The organism is Massilia sp. Se16.2.3, from assembly GCF_014171595.1.
Lineage (GTDB): Bacteria > Pseudomonadota > Gammaproteobacteria > Burkholderiales > Burkholderiaceae_D > Telluria.
The window spans coordinates 1,395,048-1,414,904 of the sequence record NZ_CP050451.1; the positions used below are offsets into that span (position 1 = coordinate 1,395,048).

At 66.2% G+C, this 19,857-nt stretch carries 16 protein-coding genes and 3 pseudogenes; 10 read left to right on the plus strand and 9 right to left on the minus strand.

The genetic code is table 11. The annotated features are described in order from the left end of the window. Window positions 1–72 precede the first annotated feature (72 nt). Window positions 73–492, minus strand: coding sequence for a L,D-transpeptidase (locus G4G31_RS06465; RefSeq protein WP_182990754.1), 420 nt, complete (start codon window positions 490–492; stop codon window positions 73–75). Then, window positions 492–980 (minus strand): type VI secretion system tube protein Hcp, encoded by a 489-nt coding sequence (locus G4G31_RS06470; protein WP_182990755.1) that lies wholly within the window; start codon window positions 978–980, stop codon window positions 492–494. The genes G4G31_RS06465 and G4G31_RS06470 overlap by 1 nt, the downstream gene beginning before the upstream one ends. Window positions 981–1,228: 248 nt before the next feature. Between G4G31_RS06470 and G4G31_RS06475 the strand changes: the two genes are divergently transcribed. Then, a complete protein-coding gene (locus G4G31_RS06475) occupies window positions 1,229–3,217 on the plus strand; it encodes a PhoX family phosphatase (protein WP_182990756.1) in 1,989 nt (662 codons plus the stop codon). 158 nt (window positions 3,218–3,375) lie between these two features. Here the strand turns inward: G4G31_RS06475 and G4G31_RS06480 are convergent, their stop codons facing one another. The 6 genes and pseudogenes from G4G31_RS06480 to G4G31_RS06500 all read right to left on the minus strand — a co-directional run bounded on the left by G4G31_RS06480 (window position 3,376) and on the right by G4G31_RS06500 (window position 9,719). Further along, window positions 3,376–5,022 carry a ShlB/FhaC/HecB family hemolysin secretion/activation protein gene (locus G4G31_RS06480; RefSeq protein WP_202033708.1) on the minus strand — a complete coding sequence of 549 codons (1,647 nt, stop codon included), beginning with the start codon at window positions 5,020–5,022 and terminating at the stop codon, window positions 3,376–3,378. A gap of 99 nt (window positions 5,023–5,121) precedes the next feature. Beyond that, window positions 5,122–5,670, minus strand: coding sequence for an MBG domain-containing protein (locus G4G31_RS28905; RefSeq protein ID WP_374011299.1), 549 nt, complete (start codon window positions 5,668–5,670; stop codon window positions 5,122–5,124). 130 nt (window positions 5,671–5,800) lie between these two features. Further along, window positions 5,801–6,211, minus strand: a pseudogene (locus G4G31_RS28910) (MBG domain-containing protein); the annotation flags it as partial. After that, window positions 6,208–7,857, minus strand: coding sequence for an MBG domain-containing protein (locus G4G31_RS06490; protein ID WP_182990758.1), 1,650 nt, complete (start codon window positions 7,855–7,857; stop codon window positions 6,208–6,210). The pseudogene G4G31_RS28910 and the gene G4G31_RS06490, both read right to left, overlap by 4 nt. Before the next feature lie 9 nt (window positions 7,858–7,866). Beyond that, on the minus strand, window positions 7,867–8,823 hold the full coding sequence (locus tag G4G31_RS06495) for a hypothetical protein (protein ID WP_182990759.1): 957 nt from the start codon (window positions 8,821–8,823) through the stop codon (window positions 7,867–7,869). Beyond that, a complete protein-coding gene (locus G4G31_RS06500) occupies window positions 8,805–9,719 on the minus strand; it encodes a filamentous hemagglutinin N-terminal domain-containing protein (RefSeq protein ID WP_182990760.1) in 915 nt (304 codons plus the stop codon). Before G4G31_RS06500 ends, G4G31_RS06495 begins: the two co-directional genes overlap by 19 nt. A 223-nt stretch (window positions 9,720–9,942) precedes the next feature. Here G4G31_RS06500 and G4G31_RS06505 point away from each other — a divergent pair, with 223 nt between their 5' ends. Further along, window positions 9,943–10,788: an MOSC domain-containing protein gene (locus G4G31_RS06505; RefSeq protein ID WP_182990761.1), complete on the plus strand. Its 846-nt coding sequence runs from the start codon at window positions 9,943–9,945 to the stop codon at window positions 10,786–10,788. Window positions 10,789–10,887: 99 nt separating this feature from the next. Further along, complete coding sequence (locus G4G31_RS06510; RefSeq protein WP_182990762.1) at window positions 10,888–12,006, plus strand: diguanylate cyclase; 1,119 nt, start codon at window positions 10,888–10,890, stop codon at window positions 12,004–12,006. Between the two features lie 213 nt (window positions 12,007–12,219). Here the strand turns inward: G4G31_RS06510 and G4G31_RS06515 are convergent, their stop codons facing one another. Further along, the gene (locus G4G31_RS06515) at window positions 12,220–14,199 is read right to left on the minus strand and encodes a monovalent cation:proton antiporter family protein (protein ID WP_182990763.1); all 1,980 of its coding nucleotides are present in this window, start codon (window positions 14,197–14,199) and stop codon (window positions 12,220–12,222) included. A 97-nt stretch (window positions 14,200–14,296) separates the two neighbouring features. Between G4G31_RS06515 and G4G31_RS06520 the strand changes: the two are divergent. From G4G31_RS06520 to hpf, 7 genes and pseudogenes are all read left to right on the plus strand, one after another. Then, window positions 14,297–15,318 (plus strand): annotated as a pseudogene (locus G4G31_RS06520) (SIS domain-containing protein). Next, window positions 15,318–15,869, plus strand: coding sequence for an HAD family hydrolase (locus G4G31_RS06525; protein WP_229425412.1), 552 nt, complete (start codon window positions 15,318–15,320; stop codon window positions 15,867–15,869). Before G4G31_RS06520 ends, G4G31_RS06525 begins: the two are co-directional and overlap by 1 nt. Window positions 15,870–15,885: 16 nt before the next feature. Next, window positions 15,886–16,488 carry an LPS export ABC transporter periplasmic protein LptC gene (lptC, locus tag G4G31_RS06530; protein ID WP_229425413.1) on the plus strand — a complete coding sequence of 201 codons (603 nt, stop codon included), beginning with the start codon at window positions 15,886–15,888 and terminating at the stop codon, window positions 16,486–16,488. Between the two features lie 15 nt (window positions 16,489–16,503). Continuing rightward, the gene (gene lptA, locus G4G31_RS06535; RefSeq protein ID WP_182990764.1) at window positions 16,504–17,115 is read left to right on the plus strand and encodes a lipopolysaccharide transport periplasmic protein LptA; all 612 of its coding nucleotides are present in this window, start codon (window positions 16,504–16,506) and stop codon (window positions 17,113–17,115) included. Continuing rightward, complete coding sequence (gene lptB / locus G4G31_RS06540) at window positions 17,115–17,876, plus strand: LPS export ABC transporter ATP-binding protein (protein ID WP_229425414.1); 762 nt, start codon at window positions 17,115–17,117, stop codon at window positions 17,874–17,876. Before lptA ends, lptB begins: the two co-directional genes overlap by 1 nt. A 29-nt stretch (window positions 17,877–17,905) precedes the next feature. Further along, window positions 17,906–19,383: pseudogene (locus tag G4G31_RS06545) on the plus strand (RNA polymerase factor sigma-54). Between the two features lie 61 nt (window positions 19,384–19,444). Beyond that, window positions 19,445–19,798, plus strand: coding sequence for a ribosome hibernation-promoting factor, HPF/YfiA family (gene hpf / locus G4G31_RS06550; protein WP_182990765.1), 354 nt, complete (start codon window positions 19,445–19,447; stop codon window positions 19,796–19,798). Window positions 19,799–19,857 lie beyond the last annotated feature (59 nt).

Genomic DNA, 19,857 nt, shown 5'->3' on the forward strand with positions numbered 1-19,857 from the left:
TACCCGTGGCCAGCCCTGTCACAAACAGTCCGGCGCCAAAGAGCAGTAAGCGAGTAACAGGTCGCGGCCGCATTAGAATACCTCCACGGTGGTGCCGAGCGGTGTCCACTCGAACAGAATCCGCGCATCCGTTTCCGACAAGCGCACGCAGCCGTGCGATCCGAACCATTCGCTGACCTTGCTGCGGAACGTACGCACGACGCTCAGTGGCACTGCGCCATGGTACTGGTGCAAAGCCTTGCCGTCGGCGGTGAAAAACATGGCGTAGTTCATTTGCACATTGTAGGCACGGCTGCGGTAGATCGGGTGCTTGCGCTGGACCTTGAACTTGCCGCGATCGGTCGCGTGATCCTTGTCGCCGCTGACGCATGCGAAGCGGTGGACGCGTTCGCTTCCATCGTAAGCATCCACCAGCTGCGCCCTCAGGTCGACCTTGATGAGCTTGCGCGACTTCGGCGCCCCAGGCATGGGGGAGGAGCCGGTCGCGCGCATCACGCGATCCTGTTCGTCGCCAGGTCCCAGCCGCCGGTCGTGTTGCCGGTGCTACCGCCTGCGATCTTCTGCTGGGTGTACTTCCACCGTACCTTGGAGAACTTGAGACCCAGGGTCTCGGCCGGGAAGTCGCCGCCGAAACTGGGCGCCAGGTGGCCGATCAGTACATTCTCGAGCTCGACTTCGAAATATTTGATCGGCTCACCGTTACCGTCAGCGCGCAGCATCTCGAGCTTTGCCTTTGGAATCGTCTTGCCGCATGCGCAGGTTTGCGCAAGGATCGGCGAGGCGATGTCGATCAGTTTGCTGATGCTGATTTCGGTGAGTTCAGCCCGCTCCGCGGTGTGCCCGCCGCCAGTGGATGCGGTCGCGCTTCTGGGTTGTTTGATTTCCCAGTGCACCATCGTGCACTCGATCCAACCCTGGTGTTTGCTGTCGGTCGATTCGCCTTTGATGCCGTCCAGCTGCAGGTAGTAGTCTACTGCCATGATGCCTCCGTTATGTGGTGAGGCATTCTGGCTGTGTTGTGTTTATTGAAACCTGTCGGGCATCAAAAGGAGGGAAGGGCGGGAGCAACGTGATGGGTAGTGCACCGTCGGCATCGACGCCATTGTTGTACTGATGAATGTTTATACGCCGAAGCACGATGCCGTCCTGTCATCAAGCTGACACACGCCTCCACTATTCTGCGCCTCCATGAACGCGGCACCCGCCGTACGACCTGGAGAGAAGACGCATGAGTTCCAACCCCGCCACCCCCGAACTGTCCCGCCGCCGCCTGCTGCGCATGCTGGGTGCCACGCCGATGCTGCCGCTGGCGGGCGTCGCCGGCGCTTCGCTGCTGAGCGCTTGCGGTGGCAACGACGACAAGGACACGCCCGTGGCGACCCTGCCGGCACCTGTCGTCACCCTCGGCTCCGTCTCCTTCGCCTCGATGCCGGCGCCGACCCTGGCCAACCCGGCCGCGATGGCGACCAACACCGTCGGCTCGACCATGACGGTGAACTTCAGCGATTCCAGCAAGTTGGACTTCAAGCTGGCCTATCAACCCTTCTTCATCACCGGCGACATGGTCCCCAACGGCAGCGGCGGCAACGTGCTGGCCGGCGGCTACTATGACATCCGCAACCAGCCCATCATCGACACCACCGTGCCGGGCAAGGAGCGCCAGTTCTTCTCGGATGCGCCGGATGGCACGTCCCTCTTGAGCGTACCGAACGCCAGCGTGCCCGGCGTGAAGGGCAAGCCCGTGTTCGCAGTCGTCCAGTTCGAGTACACGACCTTCGCCCAGGACGGCAAGACGGGCATGTATGGCCGCCTGCCGTCGCCGATCGGCGTGCTCACGCTCGACCAGGACGGGGCCACCGGCAAGCTCACCCTGGTGAAGTACCACAACGTCGATACCTCGAGCGTCGAGGGCCTGTGGATCACCTGCGGCGCCAGCCTGTCGCCCTGGGGAACCCACCTGTCGAGCGAAGAGTACGAGCCGAACGCCTTTACTGCCGCAAGCGACGCCCAGTTCAGGGCCTTCAGCAAGAATCTATACGGCAGCGAAACCCAGGCCAATCCCTACAACTACGGCCACCTGCCGGAAGTGACGGTCAAGCCGGACGGCACGGCGTCCATCAAGAAGCACTTCTGCCTGGGCCGCATCTCGCACGAGCTGGTGCAGGTGATGCCGGACGAACGCACCGTGCTGATGGGCGACGACGCCACCAACAGCGGCTACTTCGTCTTCGTTGCCGACAAGGCCAGGGACCTGTCCTCGGGCACCCTGTACGTGGCGAAGGTCGGCGCCGGCTTCTCGCTCGACCCGCAGGGTGCCGCCGCGCCGCTCACCTGGATCAAGCTCGGTTCAGCCACCAGCAACGAGATCCGCGCGCTGGCCGTCAGCATCAAGCCGCAGCAGATCATGGACGTGCGCACGCTTGATCCGCAGGACGCGTCGTTCACGAAGGTGACGGCGAACGGCGCCATCGAATGGATCAAGCTGGTGCCGGGCATGGAGAAGGCGGCGGCTTTCCTCGAGACCCACCTCTACGCCGCCCTGGTGGGCGCGTCGATGGGATTTACCAAGATGGAGGGCACCACCGTCAACGCCAGGGACAAGATCGCCTACTCGGCGCTGCAGAACTGCCAGAGTGCGATGGTGGCGGGCCACGCGCTGAACGTGCCGGGCAATGGCGTGGCGATTCCGAAGGCGCTCAATGCCGGCGCGGTGATGGCGCTGAACCTGAAGGGCGGCCAGAAGGATACGAATGGCGCAGCGATCGACAGCGAGTGGATGCCGGTCGACCTGAAGGCCTTGCTGACGGGCGAAGACATCGCCGCCGACGCCTTGGGTAACACGGCCAATCCGGAGCGCATCGGCAATCCGGACAATTTGAAGTTCTCGGAAAAGATGCGCACCCTGTTCATCGGCGAGGACAGCGGCGAGCACGTCAACAACTTCCTGTGGGCCTATAACGTCGACACGAAGCAGCTGGCGCGCGTGATGTCGATTCCGGCGGGTGGCGAGTCGACCGGGCTGCATGCGGTCGACGAACTCAATGGCTGGACCTACATCATGAGTAACTTCCAGCACGCGGGGGATTGGGGTGGGATCCACAACGTGGTGAAGGGCACGCTCGATCCATTGGTGCGGGCGAACTACAAGGACAAGTTCGGGGCGGCGGTGGGGTATCTGACGGCGGAGTTGAGCCAGATGAAGGTGGCGAAGGGGTGATGACGCGCGCGCCGCGTGGACATTGGGGGGGAACGCGTGGAGTCGGGACTCCACCCTACGAAACGAGATGACCGTAGGGTGGAGTCCTGACTCCACGCTTTTCAAGGCCGGCACGCCCGCGGCGCACAAAAAACGGGCGCCAACAAGGCGCCGTCGCTTTAAAACCGGTACTGCACATCCACCAGCACCATCGGCGACTTGGCTTCTGCATCCGACTGCGCCACCCCGCCACGGCCGCGCCAGGCGGCGACCAGGTTGGCATACCACTGGCCGTGGTGGTAGCGCAGGCCGATGCCGCTGCCCGAGAGGCTGCGCTTGTTGCTGTCGCCGGTCCACGGCTTGCGGTTGACGGTGACCTTGCCGGCGTCGTGGAATACGAAAGGCGCGAAGTCCTGCGCCGTGTAGCGTAGTTCCACCTGCATGATGCTGCCGGCATCGCCAAAGCCTTCGCCGCTCGGGTAGGCGCGCACGCCCTGGGCGCCGCCGAGGCCGAATTTTTCCGACGAATCGAGGTTTTTTGATGCCCACTGGCGCGACAGGCGGCCATACAGGTCGATGTGTTCGCTCAGCGCCTGGATGCGCGCCAGGTCGAGGTTGACCTTGCGGAAAGCGCCGGCGCTATGGGCGCTGATGCGGTCGCCCGCGGCCAGCGAGTCGTCCAGCTTCAGGTCGCCCAGGCTCCAGCGCAGGGCGCCGAAGGTGATGCCGGTGCGGATGAATTCGTCCCTGGCGTCGAAGTTCAGCGCCATGCTGGCAAGCTTGCTCGATTTATCCGCTTGCGTGTCGAGCGCGCCCTGGCGGTCGTTCAGCCGCTTGTGCTCAACCTGGCCGGAGAGCGACAGGTTGCGCCGCTGCGAGCGCACAATCGGGTAGCTCAGTCCCGCGCTGGCGATGTCGGCGGTGCCGGTGGCGTCGAGGGCGCTGAAGTCGCCCGCCAGCGTGTAGTAGGAGTGGGTGACCCCTGCGCGTCCGCGCAGGCCCGAGGAGCCCAGCGGCAGGCTGTAGGCGAGCGAACCGAACCACATTTTTTCATCGGTGACGAGGCCCTGTACCGCGATCTGGTCGCCGAAGGTGAAAGGGCTGTTCAGCTCCAGGCCGACGCGAACCCGGTACTTGCCGGTGTAGCGGTTGCCGTGGTTGTCGAGCGCGACTTCGCCGCTGTAGGGCTGCTCGCGCGCCACGCCCACCATCAGGTCGCCGCTGCCATAGGCCTGGCCGGGGCGGATCGACGGCGTGGTCTTGATGCCCGGCTGGTCGTCGAGGATCAGGGTCACGCGTTCGAGCTGGCCGCTTTCGATCGGCGCACCGGTCGTCAAGTGGTCGAGGAAAGGCTGGGCGCCTTGCACCAGTTGCGGCGTGCCGGTGGCGGCGATCTTGCCGTAGCGGCCTTCGATGACGCGGATGCGCAGCGTGCCGCCCGAGACGTCCTGCTGCGGCAGCACGGCGCGTGCGAACGGGTAGCCGGCTGCCCGGTAATGCGCGGTGATGCGCGCCGCGAGGGCATCGAGGCCGGCGAAGTCGAATTCCTTGCCGTCGACGTCGCCCGGGGCGGCCAGCAGCGCCGGCGTGGCGATGACGCTGTTGCCTTCGATGACGACGGCGCGCAGCACGACCTTGACGCCGCCGCGCTGCGCGGCCTGCGCCGGCGACTCGACCGCGACGCCGGGGGGCCGTACGCGGCAGCTGCAGGGCGGACCTGGTGTTTTCCTGCAGCAGGCGGCCGGCGTCGGGCAGCTGCTGGGCAAGCGCCGGATGGGCCGACAGGGCCAGCAGGGCAGCCGGCAGGAGGGGGGAAGCTTGTTCATGGTTGCTCAGTCAGTATGCTGTTCTTCAGTTGCCGGGTGCGGCCGGGGCGCCGGACCGTTTGTCGGCCTCGCCCATGTTGATACCACCGCCGACCACCATCACGTCGAGGAACTTGACGTCGCGGCCCGAGGTCGGTGCGTGCGACGCGGCGCGGTCCAGTCCCGTTTCTTCCTTGCTGGCGTTGCCGTCGCCGGCCGCCTCGCCACCCGCGCGCTGCGGTCGGCCACGTTGACGTAGGAGAGGGCACCGACGGTCGGCGGCACCAGTTCGGGCACCATGTTGGTGTAGATCGACGGGACCACGACCGGACCTGCGGCCGGTGCCGGTGCCGGTGCGGGCTGTTCGGCGACGACTGGTGCCGGTGCCGGCACGGCTGGCACCACGACAGGCGGCACCACGGCCGGCGGAACCACGGCGACCGGCGGAACCACTGCCACTGGCGGAACCACTACCGGCGGAACGGCCACGGGAGCCGGTACCGCGGCGATGTCGAGCGCGCCACCATTGAAGGCGATCGCGTAGTTCGAATTGGCCAGCGTGCCCTGGCCGATGGCATAGCTGCCGGCCGCTTCGCCGGGTGCCCGCGAAAGCGCGCCGGCCAGGCTGTCGTTGCCCACCAGACTGCCGCCGGTGAGGCGCCAGCTCAGTTGCGGGTCGGCGGCGCCAAGCTGTTTCGCGACGTTGTCGGCGCTGACCGTGAGCGGACGCGGGCGCGATCGTCAGCGTGCCGTCGTTTACCGTCAGCACGTAGTTACCGTTGGCCAGGCTGCTGGCGGCGATCGCGTAGCTGCCGGCGTTCTCGCCCGCGCTGCGCTGCAGGCTGACGCCCAGCGTGTCGTTGCCGACCAGCTGGCCCGACACCAGGCGATAGGACAGCAGCGGGTCGGCGTCGCCATACACCTTGGTCGCGTCGTCGACGGCCAGGTTCAAGGCGCGCGGCAGGATGGTCAACTCGCCGGCGCTCGTCGTGAGCACATAGTTCGGGCTGGCGCTGGCGGCAAGCGCGTAGCTGCCGGCGTCTTCGCCGGCCACGCGGCTCAAGGCCAGCGTGTCGCCGTTCACCAGGCTGCCGCCGAGGAGGCGGTAGGCCAGCTGTGGATCGGCGTCGCCATAGGTCTTCGATTGCGGATCGAGTGCGATCGACAGCGCGCGCGGCGCAATCGTCAGGCTGCCGTTCTGCACCGTCACCGGTAGTTGCCGTTGGCGAGGCTGCCGGCATCGATGGCATAGCTGCCGACGTTCTCGCCGGCGGCGCGCGTCAGGCTGCCCGCCAGGCTGTCGCTGCCCACCAGGCTACCCGCCACCAGGCGATAGGACAGCTGCGGGTCGGCGTCGCCGTAGGCTTTGGTCTTGTTGTCCGCCGCCACCGTGATGGCGCGCGGCGTGACCGTCAGGGCGCCGTCGCTCGCCATCACCGCGTAGTTCGGATTCGACAGGTTCGAGGCGTCGAGCGTGTAGGTGCCGACGTTCTCGCCGGCCGCGCGCACGATCCGGCCGGTCAGGACGTCGTTGCCGAGCAGGCCGCCGGAGACGACGCTGTAGCCCAGCTGCGGATCGGCGTCGCCATAGACCTTGGTGGCGTTGTTGACGGCGACGCCGACCGGACGCGCATTGATGTTGGCCGCAATGTACTTGCTGGAGGTATCGAGCACGTAGTCGCGCGCATTGGCGACGCCGCCGGTGACACCGGTCACGCTCAGGCCGGACACGATCACGCGGTCGGCGTCCGGGGCATTCGGGCTGTTGAAGGCCATGCCGGTTGCGCCGACCGTAACCTGGGCGCCGAGGTCCGCCGCGGCCAGACCGCTGGTCGAGTAGGCCGGTACGTAGCCAGGACGGACCGCCGTGGTGCCATCATAGGTCTTGCTCGTCATGCCGCCCACCTGCACGGTGAGCACACGTGGGGTGATCGCCGCGCTGTTGGCGTTCGAAGCACCGGCCAGCGACGGCAGCGCGTAGTTGGACGCCGAGCCATTGCTGCCGTTGGCCAGCACGATGGCGGAAACGTGCGTCGCGCCGTCCACGTGCAGGCTGTTGGCCAGTGCGCCGCTGTAGTTCAGGTCCTCGCCGGCGACCAGGTTGCCGAAGGTGACGTGGCCGTCCAGGTTGTCGCTGCCGTCATAGGTCTTTTGTGCCGTGAGCGTGAGCTGGCGCGGCGTGATGCTGGCGCTCATGCCGGCGACAGAATTGCTGCCCAGCGTGTAGTTGGCGGCGTCGCTGCCCTGCAGCGTGATGCCGCTGGCGCTGACGTTGGCATAGTCGCCAATGTTCGTGCCGCCGAAGCTGCCGCTGCCGACCAGGCGTACGTTGTCCGTACCGATGACGCCGAGGGCGCTCACTGCAGCCGTGCTGCTGCCGTCGTAGACCTTGCTGGTGACGACCGGGGTCAGCGTACGCGGCGTGATGGCATACGTGCCGCTGTTGAAGTAGCCCACCGCATAGGTGTCGCTGCCCGAGACGAGCCGGGTCGGATTGGCGGCGTCGCGGACCAGGCGCGTATAGGTGCCGACGTTCTTGCTGGTCGTGTGGAACAGCGGGTAAGGCTGCAGGCTGGCCGGCGTAAAGCCGACCGGGCCGCCGAGCGGCGTCAGGGTGAGGTTGGTGGCGAGGTCCGAGCCGTCGTAGACCTTGGTGCCGGCGCCGCTCTGGATCACGTAGGCCGCCTTGGTCGCCATGTCGACCGCGTTGTAGCCGGCGTACAGGTAGCTGTTGTTCGAACCGGGCACGACGAGGTAGCCGCAGTTCAGGTATCCGGCCGCGCAGTTCAGCTGGGGCGCGCGCGTGTAGCCCGACAGCTGGGGCACGCCGTTGATGAACACCAGCCAGCTCGCCACCGACGGGCCTTAGAAGGACAGGCGGTCGGTGCTGCCGTTGTTGACCAGGCCCATCGCACCTTCGTCGCGCTGGGCTGCGGTGCCGCCGGAGCTGTTCACCGCATTCATCAGCATGTTGCCGCCGTTGGTCGCGCTGCCGACGACGGTCTTGCTGCCGGCATTGGCTTCGAAGGCGATGCCGAAGGTCTTGAGGCCGCCGGCGCTGTCGCCGGTGATGTACAGGTCGCCGGTGCCGGAGAGGATCTGCGCGCCCGATTTCACGTACACGCCGCCGGTCACGCCCGAATAATTGCCGTTGTTCGAGCCGACCGTCGAGCGGCCGTTGATGGTGATGTGGCCGCCGCCCGAGAGGATGGTCTTGTCCTGCTCGACGACGATCGCCGCTTCCGAGTCGTTCAGGTTGGCGGCGAAGCCGATGCCCTGGTTGGCCACGCCGCGTGCGCCGCCCACCAGGATGTCGCCGCCGTTCGAGGTGAGGTTGCCGCCCACGCGCACGCCGCCGTAGCTGCCGGCGCCGTTGCCCGCGCTCAGGGTCACGCCGAGCTTGCCGCTGGTGGCCTTGATGTCGGCGCTGACGATCACGTTGCGGTCCGCGCGCAGGGTCAGCGTGGCGTCGCCGCCGGCCGATTTGGTAATCGCGCTGCTGACGGTGATGTCGCCGCTGCCGGCACTCGTGGCGCCGCTGCCGTAGGCGGCGTTCGCGGACTGGGTGGTAATGGTGACGCTGGTGCCGGTGTTGAGGGTGGCGCCGATGTTCTGCGCCGCCGTGGCGTTGATCACGTAATCATAAGGGTCGACCAGCCACTCGCCGCCGCGGCCGTTGGCGGCGCCGGCGTTCACAAGCAGGCCATCCTGCGTCGTCACGTGCGCGGCCGAGGTCTCGATGAAGCCGCCATTGCCGACGTTAGTGACATTCGGGGCGCTGGCGTCGAGCGTGCCGCCGACGTTCAGCTGGCCGTTCGCCATGTCGCCCAGCAGCAGGATCTCGCCCTTGGCGCCGGTGGCCAGGGTCTGTGCCTGGATGGTGCCACCTGGTTGATCACGCTCGCGTGCAGGTCGGAGGCCGCGCGTGCGGTCAGCAGCACGGTGCCGCCGTCGGCGCGGATGGCGCCGCCGTTCTCGACGAGGGTGTCGACGCTTGCGCGCTGCAGCTGCAGCTTGACCGGGCCGCCCAGGTCGACCAGCACCTGCGATCCCGCGCCCGGGGCCACGGCGCCGCCAGGGGCGTCGATGCTGCCGGCGTTGCTGACGGTGGCGGCGACCAGGGCGATGGAACCGCCTTCGCTTGCGCGCAGCGCGCCCTGGTTGACCACGGCCCGGGCACTGTCGCCTTCAAGCTGGTAGCGGCCGGCGAGGAAGTCGCCGACCTTCATGTCCAGCGTCGAGGCCAGCAGGCCGCCGGTATTGACCTGCGCCGTCGGCGAGAACAGCACGCCGTTCGGATTGAGCAGGAAGACCTGGCCGTTCGAACGCAATGCGCCCTGGATGCTGGAGGCATCCGGTCCGAGCACGCGGTTCAGCGCCACCGAGGTGGTCGAGGGCTGGCGGAAGACAACGGTGTTGCCCTTGCCGATCGAGAAGCTCTGCCAGTCGATCGCCATCTTGTTCGTCGTCTGGTCGATCGTCATGACCTCGCCCGACTGGGTGATGCTGCCTTCGCCGGCGACGATGATTCCGTTGGTCGGCAGGGGCGCGGCATGGGCCGATACGAGGGCAGCGGCGGCCAGGGCGATCGTGCTCAGGGCGTGACGGGGCCGCAGCGCGCGCGCTGACTTGCTTTTGCCACGGCCCCTGGCGGTTTCGGGGGCAGCTTGCCACAGGCCGAGGGTGGCGTTCCAGACCAGGCGATAGGTATTATTCATGATTTTAGGCAACTATAGATGCCGTGATTCTATACTTTGGTGTAGGAACCGTCTTACAGAGTCGATAAATCCGGTAATTTTGTAGGGCGGCAACAACGGTATGTGTAAAACTCGGCAAGAATTGCCGAGCACGTTTCGTAAAGGTGAAACCGGCCTGTGGCCGCTCCGGCTTCGTCCGGCGGATTTGGTGCGATACTGTCGGCCCCTCGATTCCCTTTGCGCCATGGCCACGCTCTCCCAGCTCATCCTGTATCCGATCAAATCCTGCGCCGGCATGGCGGTGGACACCGCGCGCGTCTCGGTTTCCGGCCTGCAGGCGAGCGGCGTGCACGACCGCGAGTGGATGCTGGTCACGCCGGAAGGCCAGTTCCTGACCCAGCGCGAGTTTCCGCGCATGGCAACAATCGTGCCCCGGGTGGAAGAGGGCGCCCTGCTGGTAAGCGCACCGGGCGTGGCTGTGCTGCGCCTGCCGCTGGCCCGGCCCGATGCGCCGTCCACGCTGCGGGTGCAGATCTGGGACGACTTCGTCGAAGCAGCCGACTGCGGAGACGCCGCGGCGCGATGGTTCGGGGAGGTGCTGGGCACGCCTTGCCGGCTGGTGCGTTTTCCGGGCGGAGGGGCGCGCCCGACCAGCACCAAATGGACGGCCGGCGCCCCATCGTCGGCACGCTTTGCCGACGCTTACCCCTTGCTCCTGATCGGCACCGCCTCGCTCGAGGAGATCAACTTCCGCCTGCGCGCGGCCGGACGCGCGGCCGTGCCGATGGACCGCTTCCGTCCCAACCTGGTGGTCGACGGCCTTGACCCGTTCGAGGAGGATTACCTCGCCGAGCTGGTCTGCGGGGACATCGTCGTCAAGCCCGTGAAACCCTGCGCGCGCTGCCCGATCCCGGCGGTCGACCAGGCCACCGGCATTCCCGGGCCGGATCCGCTCGACATCCTGCAAGCCTGGCGCACGAAGGCGGTGCTCGATGGCGCCGTCTGCGTCGGCATGAACTGCATCGTGGGCGGCGGGGCGGGCGGCGAACTGCGCATCGGCCAGGTGCTCGAGACCAGCCTGTCGTTTTAAGGCAGCGCCGGGGCTGTTCAAAACCGAAAAAAGCGGTAATCCCGTTTGCAAGCGCTGGCGGATCGCGTAATGTAATGGGTATTGCTGAAAGGAATGATCATGCACCAGCCGGACGCGACGTCGCGCGACCTGATTGCCGAGAACGAAGCCCTGCGCGCGCGCATGACCTATGTGCTCGAGCAGGCCCAGCGCAATCACGACATCATGTGCCGGCACCAGGCGTTCGACCTCGAAATCGTCGGCGCGTCCAGTTTTCCCGAGCTGGTCGGCACGATTTTCCGGCGCCTGCCCATCATTTCAGAGCTTGACAGCGTTACCCTGTCCCTGGTCGATACCGACGCCGACATCTATACCGTGATGCACAAGCTGGGCGTGGACTTCGAGCTGCTGCCCGACCTGCTGTTCTGCGAGCACGCCGTCGAGCTGGGTTTTGGCGCGACCGACGGCGCGCCGCCGCGTCCGCGCCTGGGGGCCTATGAACGCGTCCTGCACGGCGCGCATTTCCCGCAGCCGCCCGCCGGCCTGGCCAGCGTGGCGCTGGTGCCGCTGCTGCGCAACAAGCGCCTGATCGGCAGCCTGAACCTGGGCAGCTTCGACCCGCAGCGCTTCACGGCGACGCACGGCACCGAATTCATCGAGCACATGGCCTCGATCATCGCCATCTGCCTGGAAAACGTGATCAGCAACGAGATGCTGAAGTACATCGGCTTGACCGACCCGCTGACCGGCATCTACAACCGCCGCTACATCGACCGCCGCCTGGTCGAGGAAATCGCCCGCGCGCGGCGCCAGGGCTACCGGATTTCCTTCATGTTCATCGACGTCGACCATTTCAAGGCCGTCAACGATACGGTCGGCCACCAGGGCGGCGACGATGTCCTGCGCGAGGTGGCCTCGCGTATCAAGATGGAACTGCGCCTGTCGGACGCGCTGGCGCGCTTCGGCGGCGAGGAATTCGTCGTGCTGCTGATCGACGCCGATCTCGACGCGGCGGCGATGGTGGCCGACCGCATCCGCGCCGGCATCGCCGACCGGCCGATCGACCTGGCCGGCGGCCAGTACCTGAACGTGTCGGTGTCGATCGGCGTGTCGGTGCTGGACGACTACGCCCGCGACCACGCCATCGAAGGCGTGGCCCAGCAACTGGTGGCGCAGGCCGATGCCGCGCTGTACCAGGCGAAGGAAGCGGGACGCAACCGGGTGGTCACGGCGGGGTAGCCGCTTGTGCCGGATGCACCGTAGGGTGGACGGCTTCGTCCGGACATTTGATGGATCGCACAATGGGCGCCGTCCACGCGTTCAACGCACGTGTGCTCGGCCGCACTATCTCGAACGTGGGTTGAACGCGTGGACGGCGCCACGGCCGCGTGTTCAACCGCCGGATCGGTGGAGCCGTCCACCCTACGTGCCGGTTGCGATGTCGGCGCTACCCTACAACAACCGTCCTTCCGCCCGCGTCACCGCATCGGCGCCGCCGCGCAGCACCACCACGTCGCGCGCCTGCAGCACCGTCTCCGGCGCCGGTTCGATGCGCACGCGCTCGCGCCGGATGCCGCTCACTTCGGCGCCCAGTTCCTCCAGTCCGAGTTCGTCGATGCGCCGGCCCACCGCCTGTGCATCCTCGCCCAATACCACCGAATGCAGGCGCACGTACATGTGCTCGGGGTCGTCGCTGACGTCGCTGGAGCCGTGGAAGTAGCCACGCAGCGCCGCGTAGCGTTCGTCGCGTGCGCTCTGCACCCGGTGCACCACGCGCCGCAGCGGTACGCCCACCACCACCAGCGCGTGCGAGGCCAGCATCAGGCTGCTCTCGAGCGCTTCCGGCACCACTTCCGTCGCACCCGCCTGGCGCAGCACATCGAGGTCGCTGTCGTCGTGGCTGCGCACGATTACCGGCAGCGAAGGCGCCAGCTCGTGCACCAGGTGCAGCACTTTCAGCGCCGCGCGGGTGTCGGCAAAGGTGATCACCAAGGCGCTGGCCCGGTTGATGCCGGCCGCGATCAGGGCTTCGCGCCGGCCGGCGTCGCCATACGACACGTTCGAACCCGCGGCCTGCGCTTCCTGCACCCTTTCCGGGTCCAGGTCGAGCGCGTACCAGGGCAGTTTTTCGTCGGAGAGCAGCGTGGCCACGCTCTGGCCGCTGCGCCCGAAGCCGGCCAGGATCACGTGCTTTTGCGCCGCCATCGTGCGGCTCGCCAGTTGCGTCAGCTGCAGCGACTGCATCATCCACTCGTTCGAGGCGATCTTCATCACGATCTTGTCGGAGTTGGCGATCACCAGCGGCGCGACCAGCATCGACAGCACCATCGAGGCCAGCACCAGCTGCATCAGGAAAGGGTCGATCAGTTTCGAGCCGGAGGCCATGTTCAAGAGCACGAAGCCGAATTCGCCGGCCTGCGCCAGCGCGAGACCGGTGCGCATCGCCACGCCGTCGGATGAACCGAAGGCTTTCGCCAGCAGGGCGATCAGCGCGAATTTCAGCAGAACAGGGAGAACGAGCAAAAGGAGCACCAGCCACCAATGTTCCAGCACCAGGCGTACGTTCAGCAGCATGCCGATGGTGATGAAGAACAGGCCGAGCAGCACGTCGCGGAAGGGCTTGATGTCTTCTTCGACCTGGTGCTTGAACTGGGTTTCGGAGATCAGCATGCCGGCGACAAAGGCGCCCAGCGCCATCGACAGGCCGGCGCGCTCGGTGATCCAGGCCGCGCCCAGCGTCACCAGCAGCAGGTTCAACATGAACAGTTCCTGCGAGCGGCGCTTGGCCACCAGCGTGAACCAGCCGCGCATCAGTTTCTGTCCGAAGAACAGCAGCAGCGCCAGCACCGCCGCCGCCTTGACGCCGGCCCAGGCCAGGGTCGGTGCCAGGTCTTCGGGATTGCGCGCCAATGCGGGAATCAGGATCAGGAGCGGCACCACGGCCAGGTCCTGGAACAGCAGGATGCCGATGATGCGGCGCCCATGCTCGCTTTCCAGTTCCAGGCGCTCGGTAAGCAGCTTCACGACGATCGCCGTGGAAGACATGGCCAGCGCGCCACCAAGGGCAAAGGCCGCCTGCCAGCCCACGTGCAGGCCAGGGGCCCAGATGGAAAAGGCGATCGCGCCCAGCATGGCGGCGACGATCGTCAATACCACCTGGGCCAGGCCCAGTCCGAACACGATGCGCCGCATCGCCCGCAACTGCGAGAGCGAGAATTCGAGGCCGATCGAGAACATCAGGAACACGACACCGAATTCGGCCAGCGCGTGGGTGGCGCCGGTTTCGGCGGCCAGGCCCAGCGCATGGGGGCCGATCAGCACGCCAACGGCGAGATAGCCGAGCATGGGCGGCAGGTGCAGCGAGCGGAACACGACCACGCCCAGCACGGCGCTGCCGAGCAGCAGCAGGGTCAGTTCGAGGCCAGATGCCATGCGTTCAGTATTAAGTAAGAGTAACTTTTTGTAAGGGATGCGTTGTTTGATACGTCTGGCAAGTTTTTTGCTTTCTCAATTCGTTTATACTTCGGTGATGAGTGTAACCGATGAAAAAACAATGCTGAACAGTTTTGACGAGAGCCAGTCCCGCCGCGTGATGGAACTGGCGCGCGAGACCCTGGCGATCGAAGCCGACGCCATCACCGCGCTGCATGCACGGCTCGATGCCGACGACAGCCTGGTGCGCGCCGTGAACGTGCTGTACGCCTGCACCGGCCGCGTGGTCGTCTCGGGCATGGGCAAGTCCGGCCATATCGCGCGCAAGATCGCCGCGACCCTGGCCTCCACCGGCACCCCGGCGATGTTCGTGCACCCGGGCGAAGCCGCCCATGGCGACCTCGGCATGGTGACGGCGCAAGACGTCTTCATCGCCATCTCCAATTCCGGCGAGTCGTCGGAACTGATGGACATCCTGCCGGTCGTCAAACGCATGGGCGCGCCCCTGATCGCCATGACCGGGCGGCCGCAGTCGCGCCTGGCGCTGCTCGCCGACGTTCACCTCGACATTTCCGTTGCGAAGGAAGCCTGCCCCTTGAACCTCGCGCCGACCGCCAGTACCACCGTCACCCGGCGCTGGGCGACGCGCTTGCCGTGGCGCTGCTGGACGTGCGCGGTTTTCGCGAAGAAGATTTTGCGCGTTCGCACCCGGGCGGCGCGCTCGGCCGCCGCCTGCTGACCCATGTGCGCGACGTCATGCGCAGCGGCGACGCGATCCCCGCCGTGGCGCCCGAGCTGCCGCTGGCGCAAGCCCTGCTTGAAGTCAGCCAGAAGGGCATGGGCATGACCGCCATCGTCGACGGCGCCATGCATCCGCTCGGCGTGTTCACCGACGGCGACCTGCGCCGCCTGATCGAACGCGAGCAGGATTTCACCAAGCTCACCATCCGCGACGTCATGCACGTCGGCGCGCGCACCGTGCACCCCGACCAGCTGGCCGTGGACGCCGTCGCCATCATGGAAGAATTCCGCATCAACCAGATGCTGGTGGTCGACAGCGACGGCGTGCTCGTCGGCGCGCTGCACATCCACGACCTGACCCGCGCCAAGGTGATCTGATGAGTGAGCTCATGAACGCGCTGACCCCGCTGGCCCACGTCGAGCGCGCCGCGCGCATCAAGGTCATGATTTTCGACGTCGACGGCATCCTCACCGACGGCAGCCTGACCTACGGTCCCGACGGCGAAGTCACGAAAACCTTCAATGTGCTCGACGGCCTGGGTATCCAGTTGCTGCAGAAGTCGGGCGTGGCCACGGCCATCATCAGCGCGCGTAATTCGCCCATCGTCAACGCCCGTGCACGCGACCTGGGCATCACCCACGTCTGGCAGGGCTTCCACGACAAGCGCATCGCCTTTGCCGAGCTGCTGGCGAAGACGGGCGTCACTGCCGAGGAATGCGGCTACATCGGCGACGACGTCATCGACATGCCATTGCTGTCGAAAGTTGGCTTTGCCGTGACGGTGCCGAGCGGGCACCCGGAAGTGCAGCACCGCGCCCACTACGTCACGAAAGCCGGCGGCGGCCGTGGTGCCGTGCGCGAGGTCTGCGACCTGGTGCTGCGCGCCCAGGGCAACTACGAGCGGGTGCTTGCCCCGTATTTCGCGTGACCGGATGGCGGCCTACGTGAACAAGCGTACCGCGCACCGCTGGCGCCTGCTGGCGCTGATGCTCACGGCCGTGTTCTTCGCCTTCGGCAGCTTCTGGCTGCTGCAGGCGATCCAGGCCGGCGACGGCGCCAACCCCGTCAATTCGCTGACCGAGCCCGATTACATCGTCGAGAACTTCAGCTTCGTGCGCATGACCGAGTCCGGCGCGCCGCGCTATGTGATGTCCGGCGCCAAGCTGGTGCACCATCCCGATAACGACGTCTCCGAAGTCACGCGGCCGATCGTTGACAGCATGGCGCCGGGACGTCCGCGCATGAGCATGCGCGCGCAACGCGCCCAGGTCTTCCATGGCGAGAACCGCGTGGAACTGATGGACGACGTGAACATCGTGCGTCCGGCCACGCCCACGAGCCAGGCGATGCACGCGCGCACCGAGGCGCTGACCGTGCTGGTCGACGACGAAATCGTCAAGACCAGCCGCCCGGTGCAGATGACGCTGGGCGCGGCGAAGGTGAGAGCCGTCGGCATGGTGGCCGAGAATCCCACCCAGAAGCTGCACCTGGGCGGCCGTGGCCAGATCGTCTATCCGCCGCGGGGACAAGCCGCACCCAACCAATAACAGGAACGAGCAAACATGAAAAACATCCTCGCCGCCACCGCCGCTGCCCCGGCGCTGCTGTCGCTGCCGGCCCACGCCGAGCGCGCCGATTCGCTCAAGCAGGCCGTCATCGATTTCAATAACGCCGACATGGACGAAGTCACGCAGACGCGCATCCTGACCGGCAACGTGGTCGTCACGCGCGGCACGCTGCTGCTCAAGTCCGAGCGCGCCCTGGTCAAGGAAACGCCGGAAGGCTACCTGCACGTGACGCTGATCGCGGCGCCGGGCAAGGTCGCCACTTTCCGCCAGAAGCGCGACGGCGGCCCCGACCTGTGGATGGAAGGCCAGGCCGAGCGCATCGAATACGACGAGCGCAGCGAGATCGTCAAGCTGTTCTCGAAGGCGAACGTGCGCCAGCTGGAAAACGGCCGCCTGACCAACGAGATCGACGGTCCCTTCATCTCCTACGACAACCGCAAGGAAGTCGCCTCCGTGCGCAACGACGCCAGCGGCGAAAGCAAGGCAGGCGGTGGACGCGGCACCCTGATCATCGCGCCGCGGCGCGTGGCACCGGCGGCGGCAGCGGCGCCGGCCGCCCCGGCGCCCGCACCGACGCCGTCGGCGGCAGCGGCGGGAAAACAATAATGATGGCAGCAAGCGAGAAGGGCAGCACCCTGGTGGTCCAGGGGCTGCAGAAAAGTTACGGCAAGCGGCTGGTCGTGCGCGATGTGTCGCTGCAGGTGAAATGCGGCGAAGTCGTCGGCCTGCTGGGACCGAACGGCGCCGGCAAGACCACCTCGTTCTACATGATCGTCGGCCTGGTGCCGTCGGACGCCGGCTCGATCGAGATCAACGGCACCGACATCTCGAGCCTGCCGATCCACCGCCGCGCGGTGCTCGGCCTGTCCTACCTGCCGCAGGAAGCTTCGGTGTTTCGCAAGCTGACGGTCGAGGACAACATCCGCGCCGTGCTCGAGCTGCAGCGCACCGACGAGGGCAAGCCGCTGTCGAAAAGCGCCATCGACGAGCGCCTCGATTCGCTGCTGGCCGAACTGCAGATCGAGAAGCTGCGCGAAAATCCTGCATTGTCGCTGTCGGGCGGCGAGCGCCGCCGCGTCGAGATCGCGCGCGCGCTGGCCACCAATCCGCGCTTCGTGCTGCTCGACGAACCTTTCGCCGGCGTCGACCCGATCGCCGTGATCGAGATCCAGCGCATCGTGCGCTTCCTGAAGGAGCGCGGCATCGGCGTCCTGATCACCGACCACAACGTGCGCGAAACGCTGGGCATCTGCGACCGCGCCTACATCATCAACCAGGGCGCCGTCCTGGCCTCGGGCCGCCCTGACGACATCATCGCCGACGAATCGGTTCGCCGCGTCTACCTGGGCGAACACTTCCGCATGTAAGCCCGGCAGCAACGACACAGCAAGAAGCGATGAAACAATCCCTGCAACTCCGGACTTCGCAGCACCTGGCGCTCACGCCGCAGCTTCAGCAGTCGATCCGCCTGCTGCAGCTGTCCACGCTCGAATTGCAGCAGGAGATCGAGCAGATCCTGCACGACAATCCCCTGCTCGAGCGGCTCGACGATCCGCTCGACCGTTCGGTGCGGCTGCTGGCCGACGGCGCCATCCAGAATGGTCCGGCCCGGGGCGAGGCACCCGCGCCGGCACCGGGCGGCGAGGAAGCTGCGCCTGCGGGCGAGGGCGGCGACGCGCCTGACGGCGGCGGCGATGTCGAGCGCGGCGAGTCCGATGGCGACTGGGAGAATCCAGCCGCGCATCGAACAGCGGCAGCGACGACGAGGATGGCCGGCCGCAGCTGGAAGCGGGCGGGGTCACGCTGCGCGAGCACCTGTCCGAGCAGGTGCGCGTCACCGGCGTGACGGCGCGCGACCGCGCGCTGGCCGAACTCGTGATCGACGCCATCGACGACAACGGCTACCCGGAAGAGCAGCTCGATGAGATCCACGCGCGCCTGCCCGAGGAGCTGGAAGTCGAGATGGATGAGCTGCGCTGCGCGCTGGCGCTGGTGCAGAGCCTGGATCCGACCGGCGTCGGCGCGCGCAGTGCCGGTGAATGCCTGGCGCTGCAGATCCGCGCCATGCCGGGCGTGCCGCTGGTGACGCGGCGCATGGCCCTGAAAATCGTCGAGGGCTACCTGACCTGGTTCGCCCAGCGCGAATTCACCAAGCTGAAAAAGGCGCTCGACTGCGACGACGAAGACCTGCGCGAAGCGCAAGCCGTGATCCGCCGCTGCAATCCGCACCCGGGCGCCGCCTTCGCGGCCAGCACCTCGGACTATGTGGTTCCGGACGTTATCGTCCGCAAGAACGGCGCCGGCTGGACCGTCACGCTGAACCACGAAGTCATGCCGCGCCTGCGCGTGAACAACCTCTATGCGGCCCTGCTCAAGCAGGGAAAAGGCGAGGCGCAGATGAGCGCGCAGCTGCAGGAAGCCAAGTGGCTCATCAAGAATATGCGCCAGCGTTTCGACACGATCCTGCGTGTTTCGCAGGCCATTGTGGAGCGCCAGCGCAACTTTTTCAGCCATGGCGCGGTTGCCATGCGTCCCCTTGTGCTTCGCGAGATAGCTGATACACTAGGCCTACACGAGAGCACGATTTCTCGTGTCACAACTCAGAAATTCATGCTGACCCCGCACGGCATGTTTGAGTTGAAATATTTCTTCGGAAGCCATGTCGCCACCGAAGCGGGGGGCGAAGCATCGTCAACAGCGATACGGGCGCTCATTGCGCAACTGACAGGAGCAGAGGACCCCAGGAACCCATTATCCGACAGCAAGATCGCGGAAATGCTCGGTGAACAAGGCATGGTCATCGCGCGCCGCACGGTTGCCAAATACCGTGAGGCACTCAAGATTCCCCCAGTCAGTCTCCGCAAATCCTTGTAACAGCGGCACCCTTATGCACAATGCGTAACGCGGCGGCCGCTATCTTCTCAAAGGAGTGTGTATGAATCTCACTATCAGTGGCCACCACCTCGAAGTCACCCCCGCCATCCGAGAGTACGTACAGAACAAGCTCGAACGCATCACCCGCCACTTCGACCAAGTGATCGACTCCCACGTCATCCTCGCGATCGACAATCTCACCGAAAAAGAAAAAAGGCAGAAAGCCGAGATCAACCTGCATATGTCAGGCAAGATGGTGCACGTGGAAAGCGTGGCGCACGACCTGTACGCCGCGATCGACCTGTTGATGGACAGGGTGGACCGCCAGGTCGTCAAATACAAATCGATGCTGCAGAACCATAATCACGAGTCGCTCAAGCGCCGTCCGGATAGCGGAGAGGCTGCTGCCCTCTGATCGCAAGCCAAGTATCATCTGAACGAGGGCGCCGGGAGGGCGCCCTTTTCATTTTGAGC

Bases quoted from the DNA above. Each gene is read 5' to 3' on its own strand.
- G4G31_RS06465 (WP_182990754.1), bottom strand. From the start codon at position 492: ATGCGCGCGACCGGCTCCTCCCCCATGCCTGGGGCGCCGAAGTCGCGC.
- G4G31_RS06470 (WP_182990755.1), bottom strand. From the start codon at position 980: ATGGCAGTAGACTACTACCTGCAGCTGGACGGCATCAAAGGCGAATCG.
- G4G31_RS06475 (WP_182990756.1), top strand. From the start codon at position 1,229: ATGAGTTCCAACCCCGCCACCCCCGAACTGTCCCGCCGCCGCCTGCTG.
- G4G31_RS06480 (WP_202033708.1), bottom strand. From the start codon at position 5,022: ATGAACAAGCTTCCCCCCTCCTGCCGGCTGCCCTGCTGGCCCTGTCGG.
- G4G31_RS06495 (WP_182990759.1), bottom strand. From the start codon at position 8,823: ATGGCGAACGGCCAGCTGAACGTCGGCGGCACGCTCGACGCCAGCGCC.
- G4G31_RS06500 (WP_182990760.1), bottom strand. From the start codon at position 9,719: ATGAATAATACCTATCGCCTGGTCTGGAACGCCACCCTCGGCCTGTGG.
- G4G31_RS06505 (WP_182990761.1), top strand. From the start codon at position 9,943: ATGGCCACGCTCTCCCAGCTCATCCTGTATCCGATCAAATCCTGCGCC.
- G4G31_RS06510 (WP_182990762.1), top strand. From the start codon at position 10,888: ATGCACCAGCCGGACGCGACGTCGCGCGACCTGATTGCCGAGAACGAA.
- G4G31_RS06515 (WP_182990763.1), bottom strand. From the start codon at position 14,199: ATGGCATCTGGCCTCGAACTGACCCTGCTGCTGCTCGGCAGCGCCGTG.
- G4G31_RS06525 (WP_229425412.1), top strand. From the start codon at position 15,318: ATGAGTGAGCTCATGAACGCGCTGACCCCGCTGGCCCACGTCGAGCGC.
- lptA (WP_182990764.1), top strand. From the start codon at position 16,504: ATGAAAAACATCCTCGCCGCCACCGCCGCTGCCCCGGCGCTGCTGTCG.
- lptB (WP_229425414.1), top strand. From the start codon at position 17,115: ATGATGGCAGCAAGCGAGAAGGGCAGCACCCTGGTGGTCCAGGGGCTG.
- hpf (WP_182990765.1), top strand. From the start codon at position 19,445: ATGAATCTCACTATCAGTGGCCACCACCTCGAAGTCACCCCCGCCATC.